The sequence below is a fragment of the Labrys miyagiensis genome (assembly GCF_030160835.1).
In the GTDB taxonomy this organism is placed as follows: Bacteria; Pseudomonadota; Alphaproteobacteria; order Rhizobiales; family Labraceae; genus Labrys; species Labrys miyagiensis.
The window spans coordinates 76,739-96,887 of sequence record NZ_BSPC01000011.1 but is presented as its reverse complement, the minus strand read 5'-3'; the positions used below and the strand labels follow the sequence as shown (position 1 = coordinate 96,887).

Below are 20,149 nucleotides of genomic sequence, written 5' to 3'. Positions count from 1 at the left end.
CCACCTTCCCCGCAGTCGGGGAAGGATGGCCCGCGCCCTTTCCTGACGATACTGCGATGTATGAATTCAACAGCCGAATCGCGGAAGGCTTCTCAGTCAGTCCGTGGCAGGACGACTCACATCGTGAAGTACCAGTTCGCCAGGAGCACCACGAGGATGCCCGCGACCAGGGTGAGGTAGGGCAGCATGCCCGCTTTCTTCACCTGGAGATCGGAGGCCTTGAGGCCGAGATCGTCCAGCATATGATCGGGGAACTTGCCGCCGTCCTGGATGAAGTGCCGGAAGCAGAACACCGGAATGATGAGGGCGGCGAAGATCAGGCCGGCCCACAGCGCCTGCGGGTTCCAGACCTTGGCGCCCGCGCCCATGAAGACGGCGTTGACATAGGCGAAGATGGCGCCGAGGGCGATGATGAAGGTTGGCGCCTTCCAGGGCCTCGCGATATGGCCATTATCCATGCGATGGATCCAGCCGGCATTAAGGTTGAGGAAGTTGAAGATGATGTAGCCGCAATTCGACACGGCAAGGATGAAGAAGAAGCTGGTCGCATCCGTCGAAGCGATGGCGAGCACGATCAGGTTGCAGACGAGATCCGTCCACATCGCGCGGGTCGGTGCGCCATGCGAGTTCACATGGCTGAGATATTTGGGCAGCCAGCCGTCGACGGAGCCCTGATAGAGCGTGCGGGAGGAGCCGGCCATGGCTGTCATGATCGCCAGCATGAGGGCCAGGATCATCAGCATCACCAGGAGATTGGTGATGAGCGCGCCGCCATGCACCATCTGCGCCATGGCCGCTGCCACGCCGGAGCCATCGACGATCGGACCAGCCAGCATGCCGTTCAGCCCGAGCACACCCTGGAAGGTGAAAGGCACAAGGATATAGAGCAGCATGCACAGGAGGCCGGAATAGAAGATGGCCTTGAAGGTGTCGGTGCCCGGATCCTTGAACTCGCTGGTGTAGCAGACCGCCGTCTCGAAGCCGTAGGTCGACCAGGCGGCAATGAACATGCCGCCGAGCACAAGGGTCCAGCCCGCGATGTTCCAGTGGCCGGGATCAGGCGCGTAGGCCGTGGCGAGTGGCACGAGCGGTGAGTAATTCGCCCAGTTGATCTGCCCAGTGATCAAAGGCACCACGCCGACGATCAGCATCGGGATGATCACCAGCAAGCCGATATATTTCTGCATATTGGCCGTGCCGAGAATGCCGCGATGCTGGATGGCGAAGGTGATCAGCATCAGGATGGCGCCGATGAAGAACACCGCGTTGAAGGAAAAGCCGACCGGGCCGAGCGTGTGGCTGAACAGCGACCAGGTGCGGATCGCCGGCGTCGCCGCCGTGGTCACGGCCGTGATGGCATCAGCCGGCGCCGTGCCGACATGGGCGGCGATATAGGCCACCACTTCCGGCGAGGTCTCTGTGAAGGCCGGGATCGGGAAGAAGGCATTGAGGATATAGGCCGCCGCGATCGAGCAGCCGAGCGAGAGCACCGGTGACCAGGCGAACCAGTTGCACCACACTGACAGCGGCGCGATGAATTTCGAATAGCGCAGCCACGCCGTGGCGCCATAGACCGAGGCGCCACCCGACTTGTTCGGGAACAGGCCCGCGATCTCGGCGTAGGTGAAGGACTGGATGAAGCCCATGATCATGGAGGCCGTCCAGATCAGGAAGGCTAGCGTGCCTGTCGTGCCGGCGATGCCGCCGATCGAGAACAGCACGAGGGCAGGCACGCCGCTGGCGACCCAGAAGGCGCCGCGCCAATCGATATGGCGCAGAAGCTGACCCTCGGCTTCCGCGCTGGTCGCGATGTTGGTTGTTGTTGTCATTATGGTTCCCCGGACAGATCGACTTCACAGGATGGTGCGCGAAGGCAAGTGGTTCGCGGAGGTGAGTCATGGCGACCGGATGGAGCTCCCGACTTTACCTGCCGTCTTTCTTTTTTCCTATGAGTGAAGAGTGACATACTGAGAGGAAGCGTCAACTCCTAGTTTTTAGCGAAAAAGCCACAAATCACAGATTTCTTGCCTATTTTTTATGCACATGCATCAATTTGGCAGCCTCTACACGCTCCGGTTGCAGCGTCCCCGAAAAAGAATAGGGCTTGCGAAAATTTCCTGCTGGACAAACTTGTTTCTTGTCTGGAAACTTCGCCGATCACCGGGCGTGTCGATAACAGTCCGGGACCAGACCAGGGATACCGAGAATGGCGGCAGGCAAGATGTGGGGCGGGGAACCGTTCTGGGGCCTCGGCTTCGAGTGGGACCCGCAATGGGTCCTCACCGAACGCCAGAAGGCCCTGCAAGCCACGCTCATCGAACTCTGCCACACCGAACTGCGCGTCAACGCCATCGAAAGCGATCGCAACCGCGTTTATCCCCGCAAGAATTTCCAGGCCCTGGCCAAGCACGGCTTCCTCGGCCTGATCGTGCCCCGGGAACTCGGGGGCCTGGGCGAGAACCATGTCTGCGCCGCCATGGTGGTGGAGACCATCGCCCGCTATGGCTGCGCCTCCACGGCGATGTGCTACACCATGCATACAGGCGCTGTCGCCGCCGCCTTGCTGCGCCATCACGACAACGCCGCCCTCAAGGACATCCTCAAGCGCCTCGACAAGGATTGCCTGATCGGCACCCTCTCCTATTCCGACCCGGAGACCGGCTCGCATTTCTGGTACCCGATCTCCTCCGGAGCCGAGGAAACCAAGGAAGGCTGGCACGTCAAGAAGAAGGCCTCCTGGACCACCTCCGGCGGCTTTGCCGACTGGTATATCGTCCAGACGACCTCGCCCAATTTCAATGGCAATTATGCCGACCTCTCCTGCTTCCTGATCCTGGGGGACGAGGCGAGCTACGATCCGGCGAGTTGGAACGGCCTCGGCCTGCGCGGCAACCAGTCCGGCCCGCTCGAAATTAACAAGGTGGTGCCGAAGAACCGTCTCGTCGGCCCGGTCGGCGATGGCGCCCGTTCCAATGACGAGGTGGTCGATCCCTTCTTCCTGCTCTGCTCCTCGGCCTGCTGGAACGGCATCGCCATGGGCATGATCGACATCGCCAAGGCGCACACCACCAAGAAGACGCACAAGGATGTCGGCATGCGGGTGGCCGACTATCCCACCATCCAGGATTATGTGGGCGAGGCCATCATCGACACCAATGTGGTGCGCTCGATGGATTTCACGATCGCCAGGGCGCTGGATGACGCCACCGGCAACAATGACTGGTCCCTTCACAAGGACGATGTGACCTATCTGCCGCGCGCCGGCCTCCTGCACTGGCTCTGGCAGCTCAAATTCGCCGCCGCCAAGAATGTCGCCCATGTCTCCGACAAGATGCTGCATGCCTGCGGCGGCACCGGCTACAAGCCCGAATTGCAGATCGAGCGCTATCTGCGCGACGCCAAGGCCGGCTGGGTGATGGGCCCGACCAATGAGGTGTTGCGCCAGTTCGTCGGCAAGGCCTCGCTGCTCGGCTTCGAATCGCTGGACTACTGGAACACCGCGATCAACGAGCGTGTTCTTTCCAATGAGATCAAGAAGATGGACGCCGAGGCCAAGCGCGCGCTGGCCGAGCGGATTCTTGCCGAAGCCAATCCACCCGCCGCGCGGAAAACGGCGTAAAATCGTGGATACGGCAGCTCATATCCCGCTTGCAGGCAAGCATTTTCGAGGAAAGCCGACCGGCTTTTCGGCTAAGAGGATGCGTGGAAACAGGAAAGCGGGGTTGTCTCCGGTCCATGGGACCGGAAACGGCTTGCGGGTGCGAGGAAGCATGGCCCAGGGGAGCGCGGCAGGATCGGTGAAGCAGGTGCTCGACCCCTTGCGGTTCCGGGGGGCCCTTGGCCTGTTTGCCACTGGCGTGACGGTGGTGACGGCCAGCCATCCCGAGGCCGGCCTGATCGGCATCACCGCCAATTCCTTCAGCTCCGTGTCGCTCGATCCACCGCTGGTGCTGTTCTCCATCGCCAATACGGCGCGCAGCCTGTCCGCCTTCCTGGAAGCGCCCGGCTTTTGCGTGAACGTGCTGCGCAAGGACCAGCGCGCTCTGTCGGTGCGCTTCTCCCGACAAGGGAACAACAAATTGGGCGGCAACAAGTGGGAAGGCGTCGATTACACGCCCGGCCGCTTCGGTGCACCCATCCTGCCCAACACCATGGCCGCCTTCGACTGCCTGCATCACGCCCAATATGAAGGCGGCGACCACCGCATCATCGTCGGGCGGGTGGTGGACATGGAACACAATGTCGAAGGCGAGCCCCTGCTCTTTTTCGGCGGCCGCTACCGCGCTTTGGGCGAGGAGATCGGCTAATGGCGTGGGGGCCAAGCTTGGGAGCACATCATGCCTGAAGCCGAAATGCTTCGTGTCACCGGAGGGTCGAGCCAGGTGTTTGCGCTTGGCAAGGGAGACCGCCTGCGGGTGTTCGATCTCGAGGGCGGCCAGAATGCCCTGCTCTATGCTTTCGGGCCGAAGGACGCCCTGCCCGCCTCGCATCCGGCCGCTCCACGCGACGCTCTGGCGGGGCTGATCGCGGCCAATGAGAATGCCGGCGCCACACACCACCGTCTTGCCGGCCGCGATCTCGCCAGCGCCAGCGGCATCCTGGTGTCGGGACCGCAGGCCGAGGCCGGCGAAGCCCTCGCCCTCGCGGCGGAGGACGAGATGACCTGCGTGCTCATTGTGCCCTCTACACCCTCCACCGCCGATGCCGTCGCCCCCGCCACGGATTTCGCTCTGGAGATCGCCAGAAGCGAGCAGGCGCCGCCCGCGAGCCAGCCGGTTCCGCCTCTGGCCGAACCGCTGCAGGATTTCCGCATCAAGGCGGCCACGGCAGAACGTTTCGAAGTCAAGGCCGGCCAATATATCCAGATCATGGATATCGACGGCCGCCAGTGCTCCGACTTCCTCGCCTTCGATACCGAGCTCCTCGGCCAAGGCATCGAATGCGGGCTCGACGCCACGGCCACCCGCACCATCATGGGCCGCGCCTATCCCGGCCCTGGCCTGTTCTCGAAATTCTACGACCAGCGCATGCGGGCAACCGTCGAGGTGGTGCAGGACACCTGCGGGCGGCACGATACTTTCGGCCTCGCCTGCACCATGAAGTATTATGATGACCAGGGTTATCCCGGCCATGATTCCTGCTCGGAGAACTTCAACAAGGTGCTGGCTCCCGTCGGCATCCCCTCGCGCCCGGGCTGGCCGGCGATCAATTTCTTCTTCAACACGCAGGTCAATCACGACGGCACCATCGGCGCCGACGAGCCCTGGTCGCGCCCTGGCGACTATGTGCTGCTGCGCGCGCTCGCAGATCTCACCTGTGCGGCCTCCTCCTGCGCCGACGACATCGATCCGGCCAATGGCTGGAACCCCACCGACATCCAGGTCCGCGTCTATGGCGCGGAGCATGACTTCCCCAAGGCGATTGCGACCCGCATGACACCCGATTCACCCCCCGTTTTCACCAAGGAAACGGCCTTCCATTCGCGCGTGGCGCCCCTCTCGCGCCGTATGGTGGAATACAAGGGCTACTGGTTCGCCAATTCCTTCCTGGCCGATGGGGCTGTCGCCGAATACTGGGCCTGCCGTGAAAAGGTCGCCGTCATCGACCTCTCCGCCCTGCGCAAGTTCGAGGTGCTGGGCCCCGACGCCGAGGCTTTGCTCGACTATGCAGTGACGCGCGATGTCACCAAGCTCGCGGTCGGCCAGGTGGTCTACACCGCGATCTGCTATCCGCATGGCGGCATGCTCGACGACGGCACCGTCTTCCGCCTCGGGCCGCAGCAGTTCCGCCTGATCTGCGGCGATCCCTATGTCGGCGCGCATCTGCGCCAGCTTGCTGTCGAGAAGTGCTTCAAGGCCTGGGTGCGCTCCTCCACCGACCAGCTCCACAACATTGCGGTGCAGGGGCCGAAGAGCCGCGATCTCCTGAGCAAGATCGTCTGGACCGCGCCGACCCAGCCCGCGGTGACGGAAATCGGCGTGTTCCGCTCCACCGTGGGCCGTCTCGGCGATGCGCAGGGGCCGGCACTTGTGGTGTCGCGCACGGGCTATACGGGGGAGCTCGGCTACGAGATCTTCTGCCATCCGCGCGACGGCGCGACGCTGTGGGACGCTGTCTTCGCCACCGGCAAGCCGCTCGGGGTGGTGCCGATGGGCCTGGAAGCCCTCGACATGCTGCGCATCGAAGCCGGCCTTATTTTTGCCGGCTATGAATTCATGGATGAGATCGACCCCTTTGAGGCCGGTATCGGCTTTACCGTGCCGCTCGTCTCCAAGAAGGGCGATTTCGTCGGCCGCGAGGCGCTGGTGAAACGCAAGGCCGAGCCGCAGCGCAAGCTCGTCGGCCTGGAGATCGAGGGCCGCGAGAGCGCCCATCACGGCGACCATGTCTATGCCGGCCGCGCCCGCATCGGCGTCGTCACCTCCGGCATGCGCTCACCCATTCTCGACAAGACGATTGCGCTCGCGAGAGTCGACGTCGGTTCCAGCGCCATCGGCACGGAAATCGAGGTCGGCAAGCTCGACGGCCACCAGAAGCGCCTCAAAGCCAAGGTGGTGCGCTTTGCCCATTACGATCCGGACAAGACGAGGGTGAAGATGTGAACGTCATCCCGGACAAGGAGTGGCGCCTAGCGCCACGACGCAGATCCTGGACCGCAAGACGAGTAGAGCACTTTCAACCAACGGTCCCGGATCTGCATCGCATCACTTCGTGCTGCAATGCGTCCGGGATGACAAAACACCTATAAAGAAGGAACCATCGATGAGTGTCATGTCCTGGCGGCGTTCGCCGCTCGCTGCGCGCCACAAGGCTCTCGGCTCCACGCTGGAAGACTGGAACGGCATGGAGACGGCATGGACTTATACCAAGTCCGACCTGGCCGATGAGCATGAGGCGATCCGCACCAAGGCGGCGCTGATGGACGTCTCGGGCCTGCGCAAGGCGCATCTGGTCGGCCCGCATTCGCACCAGGTGCTGCAGCGCCTCACCACGCGCGACGTGCGCAAGATCTATCCCGGCAAGTCCGCCTATGCCTGCGTGCTCAACGATGCCGGCAAGTTCACCGACGACTGCATCCTCTATCGCACCGGCCCCAACTCCTGGATGACGGTCTATGGCTCGGGTACGGGCTTCGAGGACATGGCCCGCGATGCAGCCGGCAAGAATGTCGCGGTGATCTTCGACGACGATCTGCAGGACCTCTCGCTGCAGGGTCCGCTGGCGGTGAAATACCTCTCCAAGCACGTGCCCGGGATCAAGGACCTCAAATATTTCCACCACATGCAGACCACCCTGTTCGGCAAGCCGGTGATGATCTCGCGCACCGGCTATACCGGCGAGCGCGGCTACGAGATCTTCTGCAAGGCCGAGGATGCCGTCGAGATCTGGGACACCATCCTGAAGGAAGGCAAGCGCATGGGCATCGTGCCCGCTTCCTTCACCGCGCTCGACTGGCTGCGGGTGGAGAGCTACCTGCTGTTCTATCCCTATGACAATTCGCAGATGTATCCCTTCGAGAATGAAGGCCCCGGCGACACGCTCTGGGAGCTCGGCCTCACCTTCACCGTCTCGCCCGGCAAGACCGGCTTCCGCGGCGCCGAGGAGCATTATCGCCTGAAGGGCAAGGAGCGCTTCAAGATATTCGGCGTCCTGGCCGACACCGACAAGATCCTGGATGCCGGCGACGAACTCTGGGCCGGCGGCAAGAAGGTAGGCCTGGTCACCTGCGGCATGTATTCGCGCGCCACCAAGCGCTCGATGGCCATCGCCCGCATGGATGTCGGGGTGGCCAAGCAGGGCACCAAGCTCGAGGTGAAGGGCAAGAACGTGCGGTGTTCCGCGATCGCCCACACCATCACCTTCGACGATCCGGAGAAGAAGAAGCGCACGGCTGCGTGAGGAGCAAACGGCGCTTTATGCCGTGAGGGCCAACGCGACTTTGACAGTCAAACGTTGGTCCGCTCCTCCGCAATGCATCTGGCCCGCTCCTTGCTTTGTGGAGCCGATAGATCTGCAGGACTGAACGAACAATGCTCGTATCTGGCATAAAAAGCCGCCCTGTCTACGGCAAGCTCGCCATCCGCCCCGGCCCCACGTTGCATCTGTTCGTGGCGGATGCCGAGGGGGCGCAGGCCATTCTCGATGCGGCCAAGACGGCCACCGTGCCGTTCCTCGACAAGGCGCACATCATCTACATTCCGGCTGGTGCGGCGCCGAAGAATTACGGCGAGGCGCTGAAGGCGCTCGGCCCCGACATGTTCTACCTGGGCCCCTCCCTCGCCGCCGCCCTGCCCCGCCTCGCCCAGACGCTGGCGACCGCCCATATGGGCACGCAGATCTATCTCGCCGGCACCGAAGGCCTGATCGGCCAGGCCATGAAGGTGGCGATCGAGGCCGGCGTCGACCACCTCTCGATGCAGACCGAGCATCGCGGCTCCGAGGAGCGGCGTGTGCAATGCGTGCACTGCAAGGGCATCACCGAGAATGTCAGGACGCAGCCGGTCAAATGCGCCCATTGCGGACTGACCTTGCTGGTGCGCGACCATTATTCCCGCCGTATCGCTGCCTTTCAGGGGGTGTGCATCGATGCGGAAGAACCCGGCGTCGTCCCGGCGACCGAGGAGGCCTTCCCATGAATGAAACCAAGAATCGGAGCGACAAGACCCCGAAGATCGCAGTGCGCGTCACCGAGATCCACGACGTCACCTCCGAGATCAAGCGCTTCCATTTCACCCCTGTCGATGGCTCCGCCTTGCCGAATTTCTCCGGCGGCGCCCATGTCGTGGTGGAGATGGAGGATGGCCCCACGCTGCGGCGCAATCCCTATTCGCTGATGAGCACGCCGGGCGACAAGACCTGCTACACGATCAGCGTGCGGCGTGACGAGAACGGGCGCGGCGGCTCGCTCTTCATGCATGGCAAGGTGAAGCCGGGCGATGTCCTGAAGATCAGCCACCCCGTCAATCTGTTCCCGCCGGACCAGAGGGCGAAGAAGCATCTCCTGTTCGCCGGCGGCATCGGCATCACGCCCTTCATGGCGATGATGGCGCAGCTCTCGGACGAGGACCGGCCCTTCGAGCTGCATTACGCCGTACGCTCGGACGAGCATGGCGCCTATCTCGAGCACCTGGCCGAGCGCCATGGCAAGCGCATCCACATCTATCGAGACAACCAGGGCGAGGCGATCCCGCTGAGCCAGTTGTTGTCGCGCCAGCCCCTCGGCACGCATCTCTATGTCTGCGGTCCCGGCGGCATGATCAACTGGGTGCTCTCCACCGCGCGCAACCAGGGCTGGCCGGAGCAGAACCTACATAATGAGCAGTTCCTGGCGCCGGCTACCGGGTCGCCCTACGAAATCACCCTCGCCCAGTCCGGCAAGCACATCCTGGTCGGCACGCATCAGAGCATGCTGGAGGCCATCGAGTCCGCCGGCGTCGATGCGCCCTATCTCTGCCGGGGCGGGGCCTGTGGCCAGTGCGAAACACGCGTCATCGCCTGCGACGGCAGGCTGCTGCACAACGACCACTACCTCTCCGAGGCCGACAAGGCCTCAGGCACCAAGGTCATGCCCTGCGTCTCGCGCTTCGAGGGCCGGGAACTGGTGCTGGATTTGTAATCCTGGGACCGCCTTCCCTGGGACCGCAGGCTTCCAGCCTGCTCTTTGCAACGCAAGCGGTTCAAGATGCAGGCTGGAAGCCTGCGATCCCAGGAACCTCTCACAAGGAACGCCAAAATGGGTATCGAATTCCGCCACGAAACCTTCCGCGACGATTTCACCTTCCGCAACAGCCCGGCGGCGATCCGGCGTTTTCCTTTTCCCTTCGACAAGGACAGCTACATGTATGCGGTCAATATCGAGCCGCATGTGTCCGGACCGAAGGGCTCGGTCTATGAGCATCCCATCGATGTCGACGAGCATTACGTCTCCGAGATGGCCGACCGCGCACTGGTGCTGAAGGAAGACCCGCTGCGCTGCCAGTCGCTGCCGCACATGACGCTGGCGGGCTGGGACCTCCTGGAACTCCTGATGGAGTGCAAGTCGACCTCCTATCCCGAGCATTTCTCGCTGACGCGCGACGGCGACAAATGGCACTGGATCAACCGGCCGCTCGGCATCGACGATAAGTTCACCTTCGGCGATGTCTCGACACTGCCCTACGGGCCGATGGAATACATCACCAGGCAATCCCAAGGCGATTTCTGCCTGCTCGACCAGCGCGACGGCAATCTGTGGATGGATGCCGGCATCGTCACCACCCAGGCCGACTGGTCGCTCGATTTCGACATCGGCATGAACTTCATGGAATGGCATGGCCCGGTGCCGCTCGCCCATCAGCTCGGCGTGTTCGAACGGGCGCTGAAATTCATGCTGAACCTGCGCCAGGGCTCGCCGGTGCGCCGCCTCAACTGGACGATGACGGTCAATCCCCGCCTCGACACCTCGCCCGAGAACTATCACAAATGGGGCACCGACCGCGCCACGCTGACCCCCGAGAATATCGGCAACAAGCTGCATCTGCGCGTGGAGTTGCAGAGCTTCTTCCGCCTGCCGCGCTCCAACGCCATCGTCTTCCCGATCCGCTGCTACCTGATCAAGCTGGAGGAATTGGTGACCGTACCCAAATGGGGCCGCCGCCTGCCGCGGGTGCTGAAGACGCTGCCGCCTGAGCTGGTCGACTACAAGGGCCTGACGCGCTATCGCGACATGGCCGTGGAGTGGCTGTCTCGCTATGACGACGGCGCGGAGACGAGCCCGGGAGGGTGGCCGGACTGACTGGGAGCGCGGACGTCTCGTCCGCTCTTCCTCAGTCACAGAACGATTCGTTTTCAAGAGCGGATCGTCCGACACTCTTCGAGTGTCGCAGGGACGTCCGCGCTCCCAGCCACCGCCCCGCCCATCTTAAAATCGACAACGGGTCGATTCATCCTACATACGGTTCGGCGGGGCGCAGCCGGAGAGGATGACCATGTTTCGGGAGATCGCCATCATTGCACCGGGCGCGATGGGAAGCGCCGTCGCGCGCCGCCTGCTCGAACATGGCATTCGCGTCACGACCCTGCTGGAGGGGAGGAGCGTGGAGTCGCGAAGGCGAGCTGACGACGCGGGCATGATCGGCGTCGAGCCGACACGGCTCGTCGAAGCGGACATTATATTTTCCATCGTTCCGCCGGCGCAGGCGCTTCCGCTTGCCGAAACCATTGCTCCTCTCCTCAGACAGAGCCATCGCAAGCCTATTTTCGTCGATTGCAATGCGGTCAGCGTCGAAACGGTTACCCGGGTAGCCGGTGTCATTGAGGCAAGCGGTGCTCCCTTCGCGGATGCCGGGATCATCGGCGGCCCTCCGGTTCCCGGGGGTGCAGGCCCGACCTTCTACATGTCCGGCACACCGGCGCTCGAGCTCGACGCTCTCAATGACGTGGGGTTGCAGACGGTGGTGATGGAAGGCCCCATCGGCACCGCCTCGGCGCTGAAGATGTCCTATGCCGGCATCACCAAGGGCCTTACCGGCATCGCTGCCGCCATGATTCTTGCCGCAGTGCGGGGAGGAGCCGCCGCCTCGCTTCACAAGGAACTCGGCCTCAGCCAGGCGCAATTGCTGCAGCGCTTCGGCAAATCGCTGCCGGACATGTATCCGAAGGCCTATCGCTGGGTGGCGGAGATGCGCGAGATCGCGGCCTTCGCCGGCGACGACCCGGCCAGCGCGCGGCTCTATCAAGCGCTCGCCGACTTCTACGAGACGATTGCTGACGACTATGAGGGTCCGCAGGCGAACACGCAGGCGATCGACGACTTTCTCCGGCTCAAAGACTGATCTATCGCTTGATGGCGATGCTGCGCCCTGCATCCTTCGGCACCGGCAGGGCGGCATGCTCCTGCCGCAGCCCCTCCAGGATGCGGGCGCTCTCCGGCAGCCAGGGCGCCGAATGCGCCTCGCCGGCCTGGTCGATCGACATCAGCAATTGCTCGGAGGTCGCCACCGCGATGTTGCGGACCTTGTCGTGCATCGACAGGAACACCCGCACGCGCTTGGCGTCGAGGTCCAGGACCTGACAGGTCACGCTCACGGGCGTGCCGAGCTTCACTTCCCACAGGAAGCGGACATGGGTCTCCATCGTGTAGATGGTATGGCGCGTGCTCTCGCGCATAGCTGGCGTGAGGCCGACCCGGATGAGGAATTCGTCGATCGCCTTGGCGAAGATGACGGCGTAGTAACCGTCATAGAGGTGGCCGTTATAGTCGATCCATTCCGGGCGGACAGTTTCGTCGATGAGATGCATATTAATTCCCGGGTGCGCGGACGTCCCGTCCGCATCTTGGAAACGATTCGTGCTGGATAGAAGGAAGAGCGGAAGGGACGTCCGCGCACCCGGGGATCAGATCCTTCCCTCCAGCCCTTCGGCCTCGGGCCAGTATTTCTTTGCCAGCGCCATCACCTCGATGAGGAAATCGTCGCGGCGGCGTTCCAATTCCTTGATCGGGCGGCCGGCAGCCTGGTGCTCGCAGCCATCGGCGACGCGATCGATCAGCTCTTCGGTGAGTTCCGGCGCCACCAGCTTGGTCCAGGGCAGCTTCAGGGCCGGGCCGAACTGGTGCAGCATGTGGCGCATGCCGCCCTCGCCGCCGGCGAGATGGAAGGTGAGGAAGGTGCCCATCAGCGACCAGCGCAGGCCGCAGCCATAGACCACCGCGGCATCGATCTCCTCGGTGGTGGCGACACCGTCATTCACCAGCCAGAGCGCCTCGCGCCAGAGCGCCTCCATCAGACGGTCGGCGATGAAGCCCTCGATCTCGACGCGCACATGCAGGGCGCGCATGCCGATCGAGGTGTAGAATTCCTTGGCCGCTTCCACCGTTTCCGGCGTGGTCTGCTTGCCGCCCAGCACTTCGACCAGCGGCAGGAGATAGACCGGATTGAAGGGATGGCCGACCACGAGGCGGCCGGGATTGGCCATCTTGGCCTGCAGGCGGCTCGGCAGCAGGCCCGAGGTGGACGAGCCGATGATGGCGCCGGGCTTGGCGGCGGCGTCGATCTCGGCGAGCAGGCTCTGCTTCAGTTCCTCGCGCTCGGGCGCATTCTCCTGGATGAAATCGGCGCGGCCGACGGCATCCGAGATCGTCCTGGCGAAGCTCAGGCGCTTGCGGTCGGCGCCTTCGGCCAGACCCTGCTTCTCCAGCGCCGGCCAGGCATTGTCGATGGCGGCGCGCAGCTTGGCCTCAGACCCCGGCGCGGGATCGAAAGCCACGACATCCAGGCCATGGGCAAGCGCCCGTGCCGCCCAGCCGGCGCCGATGACGCCCGTTCCAACAATCGCGAATGTCCTGGCCATGATGTTCCTCCCTGTCGACGCGAATAGACAGGGCAAAGCCGCCGCCGCCTTTGCATGGCGCGACATGAGTGATGCGGATCGCGACAAGCCTGGGAGCGCAGACATCCCGTCCGCTCTTGAAACGTTGCGCTGGCGGATAGGGCGCCGCTCTTTGCAGTTCCGCAACCGGAAACGATGCTGCCCTATTTTTCAGCCGAAACGTTTCAAGAGCGGACGGGATGTCCGCGCTCCCAGGATCATCAAGTTTTGCTTGTCGATGAAGATAGATAACCCACCTTGAAGAAATCACTGGAAACCACGATGGTGCGGAGCAACTCACAGGTTCCCCCATGTCCGCCATCGCCGATTCCGCCGCCGTCCGATCCAACCATCGTCTCGGCGTTTTCCTGGTTGCCGCCTCGGCGGTGGCCTGGAGCATCAGCGGCATCTTCGCGCGCCTGCTGACGGTCGACGAATGGACCACGGTGAGCATGCGGGCGGCGGTCGGCGCGGTCTATATGCTGGTCGGCCTCATCGCCATGCATCGCGGCGACAGCCTCAAGGCAATCCGCTCGATCGGCTGGTTCGGGGTGGGGGTGGCGGCCTGCGCCTCTCTGTCGATGCTGTTCTATGTCGGCGCGCTCTTCCACACCACCATCGCCAATGTCTCGGTGATCTATGCCACCACGCCCTTCTGGGCGGCGGGCCTGGCCTGGATGATCATGCGCGAAGCCGTGCCGCTCAAGACCCTGGTCGCCGCGCTGGTCGCGCTGGTGGGTGTCATCGTCATGGTCTCCGGCTCCTTCGGTTCGGGCCATCTGCTCGGCGACGGCATGGCGCTCGGCATGGCGCTCTCCTTCGCCACCGTGGCGGTGATCGTGCGGGCACGGCCGGGGCTCGAAATGCTGCCGGTGAACCTGTTCTGCTGCCTGTTCACGGCACTGATCGGCCTGCCCTTCGCCTCGCCCGGCCATGCCACGCAGCTCGATTGGCTGGTGCTGGCCGTCTTCGCCTTCACCTCGATCCCGCTGGCCTTCTTCATGTTCCTCGCCGGCGCCCGCAAGATCCCGGCCGCGGAATCGGGCCTGATCACCACGCTCGACGTGGTGCTCTCCCCGCTCTGGGTCTATCTGATCTTCGCGGAGAACCCTGGCCAGGCCGCGATCATCGGCGGCACCATCGTCTTCGGCGCGGTGGTCTGGCACGTCATCGACGGGCTGCGCGTCTCCAGGCGCTGAGAGCGCCCGGGGTGCACGGGCATACTGCCCGTTCTTCCTTCTCATCAAGCGTGGCGGTTCAAGAACGGGCAGGATGCCCGTACACCCGGCTTCACACTGAGGCCCGCGCCGCGACCTCGGTCTCGTCCTCGGGAGCATCGCTGCGGGCAAAGGCCGACAGCAGCACACCGGCCAGCAGCACCGCGCCGCCGATGATGGTGGTCAGCCGCGGCACCTCGGCGAAGAAGAGCAGGACCCAGACGGGCCCGAGGATCGTCTCGGTCTGCGCCAGCAGCACCAGGCGCCCGGCGCCGACATGGCGGGCGGCCGTGTTGAGCAGATACATGCCGCCGCCAATGAAAGCCGCGCCATGCAGCATCGCGGCCAGGTTCTCCACCATCGGTGTGGCGAAGCTCGAACCGGTCGCCAGCATGAACAGGCTGCAGGTGATGATGGTGATCACCGCCCAGCCCATCACCACGCCGGACATGTCGCGGTCGCGCCCCACCCGCGCGATGATCGAATAGAGCCCATAGGCAAAGCCGACGCCGAAGGCCGCGAGATTGCCGATGGCATTGCCGCTGCCGAGCTCGCCCCAGGTCATGATCAGCAGGCCACCGATGCCGATGACGATGCCGAGCCAGGTGAAGATCAGGATGCGCTCCTTCAGGATTAGCCGCGCCAGTATGGCGCCGATCAAGGGCGCGGCGCTGGAGAACAGCAAGGCGTTTGCGATGGTGGTCGTCTTCATGGCGAAGATGAAGAGATCGGCCATCACCGTCATGCAGACGGCACCGCCGAGGCCGAGCCAGCCGCCGGCAACCATCTGGCGAAGTGGTGACTTGCCCTGGAGCAGGGCGACGATCAGCACCAGCGGCAACAGGCCGAAGCTGCGCCAGAGCAGATATTGCACGGCATCGAGACTGGGCGAGACACGCACCGTGAGGCTGCCGAAGGAAAACACCGTTCCAGCGGCCAGCGCCAGGAAGGCGCCATAGAGAGCAGTCTGACGGGAAGTCATGGCGTGACGCAACCAGAGAAGGATTTTAGCAGAATGCCCGGATTCAGGACATCAAATAGCCTGAACGCGACATTCCTGTTCGATTGCGGTCGCCTCCGGGTGCACGCGCATCTTGCCCGTTCTTGGAACCATCGCGCTTAAAGCGTTTTGCGATTTGGCGGAATCGGCAAGAATCGCAAAGACGCGTCGAAACATGGAGTTAGTGCAAAGCAGCGTTTACGCCTAAACGCGTTTTGCTCTAGGGGAGAGGAAGAACGGGCAGGATGCCCGTGCACCCGAAGCGCCCCTACCCCTCGAAACCACGATAGCGGCGGCGATAATCGGGATCGTAGAGCGCACTCTCGCGAAAATCCTCGGCGCCGAGTGAGCGCCCGATCAGGATCAGCGCCGTGCGCTCCATCGGGGCGGCGGCAATCTTCGCCTCGATATCGCCCAGCGTGCCGGTCACCACGCGCTCATCCGGCCAGCTCGCGCGGAACACCACCGCCGCCGGGCAATCCGCGCCATAGTGCGGCATGGTTTCCGCCACAACGCGGGAGAGCGCGTGGATGGAAAGATGCACCACCAGCGTCGCTCCCGTCTCGGCGAAGGCCTCCAGCCTCTCGCCCTCGGGCATGGCCGAGGCGCGGCCGGAGGTGCGGGTGAGCACCACGGATTGCGCGACCTCCGGCAGCGTCAGTTCCTTGCCGAGCGCGGCGGCGGCTGCAGCGAAGGAAGGCACGCCGGGCGTGATCGTATAGGGAATGTCCAGCGCCCGCAGGCGGCGCGTCTGCTCGCCCAGCGCGCTCCAGATCGACAGGTCTCCCGAATGCAGGCGCGCGATATCGAGCCCCCTGGCGTGCGCCGCCTCGATCTCCACCATGATGAGATCGAGCGTCAGCGGGGCGGTGTCGACGATGCGGGCATCCCTGGGCGCCAGCGCGATGATCTCCGGCGGCACCAGCGAGCCCGCATAGAGGCAGACAGGGCAGCGCGCTACCAGATCGCGCCCGCGCACGGTGATGAGGTCGGGCGCACCGGGCCCGGCGCCGATGAAATGCACGGTCATGAAAAAGCTCCGCTGCGCAACACGCTGAATCCTTACTCGCTTACGGCCAGGGCACAGGTCGCGTGCGCGCTCGCAATGCGCGCGCGCAGGAGTCGCGACCGCGGTCCAGCCCCCGCCAGCGCCGCGGTTTCGGCCACGCTGCCGAGTCCGGTCAAGGCCACCACCCGTTCGGAACGCGTGACAGCCCGTGGCTCGGCCTCCTTCATCGCCGTCTCCGGCATCAGCACCAGCGGCACGCCGAGCAGGACCGCCGCCGCGGTGAGCCCCGCCTCGCCCTGCTTGAAGGCCGGGGCGAACAGGCCGGCGAGATCGCCGGGCGCGAGGCCCGCCTCGTCCAGCGCCAGGCGCACGAGCGCGGCGATCTCCGCGCCAGGACAGTCCCTGCGGCAGCCGAGCCCGGCGGCGACGATACGGGTCATGGCTTCACCACGCTCCATTGCGTCACCGGCATGGCCGGCCGCCAGCCATGCATGCTGCCGACGGGCACGAGCCGCTCGACGGAAACACGGATCAGGCTGCCGCCGTGACGGGCGAAATATTGTGCCAGCCTCTGCTCGCTTTCCAGCGTGATGGCATTGGCGACCAGCCGGCCGCCCGGCTTCAGCGCGGCCCAGGCGGCCGAGAACACCGCTTCATCGCCCACGCCGCCGCCGATGAAGACGGCATCCGGCGCCTCCAGCCCCTCAAGTGCCGCCGGGGCCGCGCCATGCACGATGCGCAGGTGCGGCGTGCCCAGATTGACGGCGTTGACGATCGCCCGCGCCCCACGCTCGGCATTCTCCTCGATGCCTATGGCGCGGTTGGCGGGATGGCGCAGCAGCCACTCGATGGCGATCGAGCCGGCACCGAGGCCGATATCCCACAGAAGCTCGCCCTTGAGCGGATGCAGCGCCGAGAGTGTCACCGCCCGGATCTCACGCTTGGTGAGCTGGCCGTCGTTCTCGAAAAACTCGTCAGGCAGCCCGGCGGTGAGCGGCAAAGGCCGCGCCTCCAGACCTGGCATGGCCTCGATGGCCAGCACGTTCAGCGGGTCGACATCCCTGAGATCGAAAGTATCGGCCCGTGCCGTACGAATCACCTCGTTCGGCCCGCCCATGCGCTCCAGCACGATGAGGCGCGAGGGGCCGAAGCCCATGGCGGTGAGGCGCTCGGCAGCCCTGGCCGGAGTCTTGCCGTCCCAGCTCAGTGCCAGGATGCGTGCGCCGGGCTGGACATGCGGCACCAGCGTCTCGAGGGGGCGGCCATGCAGCGAGATCAGCGCACAATCCTGCTGCGCCCAGCCGAGCCGGGCTGCAGCCAACGCGAAGGAGGACGGCGCGGGATAGCAGGCGATCTCCTCGGCCGGGATGGAGCGGGCCAGCGTAACGCCGACGCCCCAGAGGAAGGGATCACCCGACGCCAGGACCACGACGCGCCGGCCCCTCGCCGCCTCGATCTCAGCGATCGCACCGCTGAGAAGCGGCGGCCAGGCCAGGCGCTCAGCCGATCCCGCCGACACCATGGCGAGATGGCGCGCGCCGCCGACCAGCAACTCCGCCTGGGCGACCACAGCGGCTGCGATCGGCGAAAGGCCCGCAAGGCCGTCCTCCCCGATGCCCACGATGGACAGCCAGCGTTGGGAATGATTGATAGCGCTCATCGAATCCCCATAGACGCCATACCTTCGTCGCGTCGCCAAGAATCGCAAAATGCTCTGATGACAATGAGCCAATCCGGAAGACCGCCTCTAGCCAAACGCATTTTGCTTTGGAGGTCATCATGATCCTTATCCTCGGCGGCACAACCGAAGCGGCGGCATTGGCGCGCCTGCTGGCCGAGCGCCCGGGGATCCCAGCCATGCTCTCGCTGGCCGGCCGCACGCAGAACCCGGCGCCGCCGCCCATTCCCCATCGCATCGGCGGCTTCGGCGGCGTGGACGGACTGAGCGCCTTCCTCAATGAGCATCAGGTGGCGGCGATGGTCGACGCCACCCATCCCTTCGCCGAGCAGATGTCGGCCAATGCGGTGGCGGCGGCGCAGCGGACGAGCGTGCCACTGCTCACCCTGTGCCGCCCTGCCTGGCGCGCCGAGCCCGGCGACGACTGGACCGAAGTGGCGGATGCCGAAGCGGCGGCCGTCGCGCTGGGAGCCAAGCCGCGCCGCGTCTTCCTGACCACCGGCCGCCTGGAACTGCCAGCCTTTCTCGCCGCGCCCCAGCATTTCTACCTGGTGCGCTCGGTCGACGCGCCGGAGGAACTGCCGCCTTATGCCAGGCTGATCCTGGCGCGCGGGCCGTTTGCAGAGGAGGACGAGCTTGCGCTGATGCAGGAGGAAGAGATCGAGGTGGTGGTCACCAAGAATTCGGGTGGAAGCGCGACCTATGGCAAGATTGTCGCGGCGAGGCGATTGGGGCTGCCAGTGATCCTGCTGAAGCGGCCTGAGGTGGTGGAAGTGGAAAGCGTTGCGACGGCGGAAGAGGCGCTGGCCTGGATCGAGAAGAGATCGGCCTAGCGGCAAGCGCGACAGGTCTCCCCCACGAAGCTGGGGGAGGTGGCCTCGCGAAGCGAGGTCGGAGGGGGTGTGGTCCGCTAGCTGCTCATGACAGGATGAGGTGCCATTTCGCAAAGAAGCGGAGCGCTTTTCTGGGAGGTCGAGCCTGTCGGCCCACACCCCCTCCGAGCCGGCTTCGCCGGCCCACCTCCCCCAGCTCCGTGGGGGAGGCGAGTCGCGCTCTACTCCGGAAAGCTCGCGCCCCCTCACTCACGCCTCCCAGCGGCGCGGCGAGTAGACCCACGGCTCCTTGTCCTCGCGCGCGATCATCCGTGTCTGCGAGGAGCCGATCAGCACCAGCGTGCGCATGTCGACATCAGCGGGCTCCACCGCCTTTAGACTGGTATAGACGATCTCCTCATCCGGCCGCCCCACCGCCTTGGCCAGGATGACGACGCGCTCGCCGGCCTTTCGGCGCAGGATCTCGAAAGCCCTGGCGATCTGGTCCGGCCGCGCCTTCGAAGCCGGGTTGTAGAGGGCAAGCACGAAATCGCCCTCGACCGCTGCGACCAGCCGCTTTTCGATGATCGACCAGGGCTTGAGATTGTCGGAGAGCGAGATCACGCAGAAATCATGGCCGAGGGGCGCGCCGATGCGGGCCGACGCCGCCAGCACCGCCGTTACGCCAGGCGCCACCACGATGTCGAGCTCGCGCCAGCTTTCCTCGCCGACCTCGACCGCCTCGAACACCGCCGCCGCCATGGCGAACACGCCGGGATCGCCGCCCGAGACCACGGCCACCTGCGCGCCATCGGCTGCGAGTTCGAGGGCATGACGAGCCCGGTCGATCTCGACGCGGTTGTCGCTGGCATGGCGCACGGCCTTGCTGGGCGGCACGCGGGCGACATAGGGGCCATAGCCGATGATGTCGGTAGCCTCGGCCAGCAGCGTGTTCGCCTCGGGCGTCACCCATTTGGCAGGGCCGGGCCCGAGGCCGATGATCATGACGCGGCCGGTCATGGGAGGCCCTCCTCGTCATCCCGTGCGCGGTGCGGCATGCAATGACGCGCCGCAGACACGGGACAG

Annotated in this window: 18 protein-coding genes; 10 read left to right on the top strand and 8 right to left on the bottom strand. The window is 64.7% G+C overall.

Going from position 1 to position 20,149, the window contains the following annotated elements:
* Positions 1-116 precede the first annotated feature (116 nt).
* Positions 117-1,829, bottom strand: a complete 1,713-nt coding sequence (locus tag QQL24_RS06895) for a trimethylamine N-oxide permease (protein WP_284311169.1) — start codon at positions 1,827-1,829, stop codon at positions 117-119.
* 377 nt (positions 1,830-2,206) lie between these two features.
* Here QQL24_RS06895 and QQL24_RS06890 point away from each other — a divergent pair, with 377 nt between their 5' ends.
* The 8 genes from QQL24_RS06890 (at position 2,207) to QQL24_RS06855 (ending at position 11,813) form a co-directional block, all read left to right on the top strand.
* Positions 2,207-3,619, top strand: a complete 1,413-nt coding sequence (locus tag QQL24_RS06890) for an acyl-CoA dehydrogenase family protein (RefSeq protein WP_284311168.1) — start codon at positions 2,207-2,209, stop codon at positions 3,617-3,619.
* A gap of 151 nt (positions 3,620-3,770) precedes the next feature.
* Positions 3,771-4,307 carry a flavin reductase family protein gene (locus QQL24_RS06885; protein ID WP_284311167.1) on the top strand — a complete coding sequence of 179 codons (537 nt, stop codon included), beginning with the start codon at positions 3,771-3,773 and terminating at the stop codon, positions 4,305-4,307.
* A 30-nt stretch (positions 4,308-4,337) separates the two neighbouring features.
* On the top strand, positions 4,338-6,602 hold the full coding sequence (locus QQL24_RS06880) for a trimethylamine N-oxide demethylase (protein WP_284311166.1): 2,265 nt from the start codon (positions 4,338-4,340) through the stop codon (positions 6,600-6,602).
* Positions 6,603-6,771: 169 nt separating this feature from the next.
* The gene (locus QQL24_RS06875) at positions 6,772-7,899 is read left to right on the top strand and encodes an aminomethyl transferase family protein (RefSeq protein WP_431310651.1); all 1,128 of its coding nucleotides are present in this window, start codon (positions 6,772-6,774) and stop codon (positions 7,897-7,899) included.
* 131 nt (positions 7,900-8,030) lie between these two features.
* Entirely contained in the window at positions 8,031-8,636 is a 606-nt protein-coding gene (locus QQL24_RS06870) for a dimethylamine monooxygenase subunit DmmA family protein (protein ID WP_284311164.1), read from the top strand.
* The gene (locus tag QQL24_RS06865) at positions 8,633-9,616 is read left to right on the top strand and encodes a PDR/VanB family oxidoreductase (protein ID WP_284311163.1); all 984 of its coding nucleotides are present in this window, start codon (positions 8,633-8,635) and stop codon (positions 9,614-9,616) included. The genes QQL24_RS06870 and QQL24_RS06865 overlap by 4 nt, the downstream gene beginning before the upstream one ends.
* A gap of 117 nt (positions 9,617-9,733) precedes the next feature.
* Complete coding sequence (locus QQL24_RS06860; protein WP_284311162.1) at positions 9,734-10,774, top strand: heme-dependent oxidative N-demethylase family protein; 1,041 nt, start codon at positions 9,734-9,736, stop codon at positions 10,772-10,774.
* Between the two features lie 193 nt (positions 10,775-10,967).
* Positions 10,968-11,813 carry an NAD(P)-dependent oxidoreductase gene (locus QQL24_RS06855; RefSeq protein WP_284311161.1) on the top strand — a complete coding sequence of 282 codons (846 nt, stop codon included), beginning with the start codon at positions 10,968-10,970 and terminating at the stop codon, positions 11,811-11,813.
* 1 nt (position 11,814) lies between these two features.
* On the opposite strand, the gene QQL24_RS06850 is transcribed toward QQL24_RS06855, so the two are convergent.
* Together QQL24_RS06850 and QQL24_RS06845 are read right to left on the bottom strand one after the other, a co-directional pair.
* Positions 11,815-12,279 (bottom strand): thioesterase family protein, encoded by a 465-nt coding sequence (locus QQL24_RS06850; protein WP_284311160.1) that lies wholly within the window; start codon positions 12,277-12,279, stop codon positions 11,815-11,817.
* A 96-nt stretch (positions 12,280-12,375) separates the two neighbouring features.
* Positions 12,376-13,329, bottom strand: a complete 954-nt coding sequence (locus tag QQL24_RS06845; protein WP_284311159.1) for an L-carnitine dehydrogenase — start codon at positions 13,327-13,329, stop codon at positions 12,376-12,378.
* Between the two features lie 329 nt (positions 13,330-13,658).
* On the opposite strand from QQL24_RS06845, the gene QQL24_RS06840 reads away from it, so the two are divergent.
* The gene (locus QQL24_RS06840; RefSeq protein WP_284311158.1) at positions 13,659-14,546 is read left to right on the top strand and encodes a DMT family transporter; all 888 of its coding nucleotides are present in this window, start codon (positions 13,659-13,661) and stop codon (positions 14,544-14,546) included.
* A gap of 91 nt (positions 14,547-14,637) precedes the next feature.
* Here the strand turns inward: QQL24_RS06840 and QQL24_RS06835 are convergent, their stop codons facing one another.
* The 4 genes from QQL24_RS06835 to cbiE form a co-directional block, all read right to left on the bottom strand.
* On the bottom strand, positions 14,638-15,546 hold the full coding sequence (locus tag QQL24_RS06835) for a DMT family transporter (protein WP_284311157.1): 909 nt from the start codon (positions 15,544-15,546) through the stop codon (positions 14,638-14,640).
* A gap of 286 nt (positions 15,547-15,832) precedes the next feature.
* A complete protein-coding gene (gene cobM, locus QQL24_RS06830; protein WP_284311156.1) occupies positions 15,833-16,594 on the bottom strand; it encodes a precorrin-4 C(11)-methyltransferase in 762 nt (253 codons plus the stop codon).
* 32 nt (positions 16,595-16,626) lie between these two features.
* Positions 16,627-17,013, bottom strand: coding sequence for a cobalamin biosynthesis protein (locus tag QQL24_RS06825; RefSeq protein WP_284311155.1), 387 nt, complete (start codon positions 17,011-17,013; stop codon positions 16,627-16,629).
* Entirely contained in the window at positions 17,010-18,233 is a 1,224-nt protein-coding gene (gene cbiE / locus QQL24_RS06820) for a precorrin-6y C5,15-methyltransferase (decarboxylating) subunit CbiE (RefSeq protein ID WP_284311154.1), read from the bottom strand. Before cbiE ends, QQL24_RS06825 begins: the two co-directional genes overlap by 4 nt.
* A 119-nt stretch (positions 18,234-18,352) precedes the next feature.
* Between cbiE and QQL24_RS06815 the strand changes: the two genes are divergently transcribed.
* Positions 18,353-19,084: a cobalt-precorrin-6A reductase gene (locus QQL24_RS06815; protein ID WP_348536438.1), complete on the top strand. Its 732-nt coding sequence runs from the start codon at positions 18,353-18,355 to the stop codon at positions 19,082-19,084.
* A gap of 249 nt (positions 19,085-19,333) precedes the next feature.
* Here QQL24_RS06815 and cobJ read toward each other — a convergent pair whose 3' ends face one another.
* Positions 19,334-20,083 carry a precorrin-3B C(17)-methyltransferase gene (gene cobJ, locus QQL24_RS06810; RefSeq protein WP_284311153.1) on the bottom strand — a complete coding sequence of 250 codons (750 nt, stop codon included), beginning with the start codon at positions 20,081-20,083 and terminating at the stop codon, positions 19,334-19,336.
* Positions 20,084-20,149: the final 66 nt, after the last annotated feature.

What these genes read in the sequence shown, in the direction of transcription:
- QQL24_RS06895 (WP_284311169.1), bottom strand. Translation starts at nt 1,829, where the DNA reads ATGACAACAACAACCAACATCGCGACCAGCGCGGAAGCCGAGGGTCAG.
- QQL24_RS06890 (WP_284311168.1), top strand. Translation starts at nt 2,207, where the DNA reads ATGGCGGCAGGCAAGATGTGGGGCGGGGAACCGTTCTGGGGCCTCGGC.
- QQL24_RS06885 (WP_284311167.1), top strand. Translation starts at nt 3,771, where the DNA reads ATGGCCCAGGGGAGCGCGGCAGGATCGGTGAAGCAGGTGCTCGACCCC.
- QQL24_RS06880 (WP_284311166.1), top strand. Translation starts at nt 4,338, where the DNA reads ATGCCTGAAGCCGAAATGCTTCGTGTCACCGGAGGGTCGAGCCAGGTG.
- QQL24_RS06875 (WP_431310651.1), top strand. Translation starts at nt 6,772, where the DNA reads ATGTCCTGGCGGCGTTCGCCGCTCGCTGCGCGCCACAAGGCTCTCGGC.
- QQL24_RS06870 (WP_284311164.1), top strand. Translation starts at nt 8,031, where the DNA reads ATGCTCGTATCTGGCATAAAAAGCCGCCCTGTCTACGGCAAGCTCGCC.
- QQL24_RS06865 (WP_284311163.1), top strand. Translation starts at nt 8,633, where the DNA reads ATGAATGAAACCAAGAATCGGAGCGACAAGACCCCGAAGATCGCAGTG.
- QQL24_RS06860 (WP_284311162.1), top strand. Translation starts at nt 9,734, where the DNA reads ATGGGTATCGAATTCCGCCACGAAACCTTCCGCGACGATTTCACCTTC.
- QQL24_RS06855 (WP_284311161.1), top strand. Translation starts at nt 10,968, where the DNA reads ATGTTTCGGGAGATCGCCATCATTGCACCGGGCGCGATGGGAAGCGCC.
- QQL24_RS06850 (WP_284311160.1), bottom strand. Translation starts at nt 12,279, where the DNA reads ATGCATCTCATCGACGAAACTGTCCGCCCGGAATGGATCGACTATAAC.
- QQL24_RS06845 (WP_284311159.1), bottom strand. Translation starts at nt 13,329, where the DNA reads ATGGCCAGGACATTCGCGATTGTTGGAACGGGCGTCATCGGCGCCGGC.
- QQL24_RS06840 (WP_284311158.1), top strand. Translation starts at nt 13,659, where the DNA reads ATGTCCGCCATCGCCGATTCCGCCGCCGTCCGATCCAACCATCGTCTC.
- QQL24_RS06835 (WP_284311157.1), bottom strand. Translation starts at nt 15,546, where the DNA reads ATGACTTCCCGTCAGACTGCTCTCTATGGCGCCTTCCTGGCGCTGGCC.
- cobM (WP_284311156.1), bottom strand. Translation starts at nt 16,594, where the DNA reads ATGACCGTGCATTTCATCGGCGCCGGGCCCGGTGCGCCCGACCTCATC.
- QQL24_RS06825 (WP_284311155.1), bottom strand. Translation starts at nt 17,013, where the DNA reads ATGACCCGTATCGTCGCCGCCGGGCTCGGCTGCCGCAGGGACTGTCCT.
- cbiE (WP_284311154.1), bottom strand. Translation starts at nt 18,233, where the DNA reads ATGAGCGCTATCAATCATTCCCAACGCTGGCTGTCCATCGTGGGCATC.
- QQL24_RS06815 (WP_348536438.1), top strand. Translation starts at nt 18,353, where the DNA reads ATGATCCTTATCCTCGGCGGCACAACCGAAGCGGCGGCATTGGCGCGC.
- cobJ (WP_284311153.1), bottom strand. Translation starts at nt 20,083, where the DNA reads ATGACCGGCCGCGTCATGATCATCGGCCTCGGGCCCGGCCCTGCCAAA.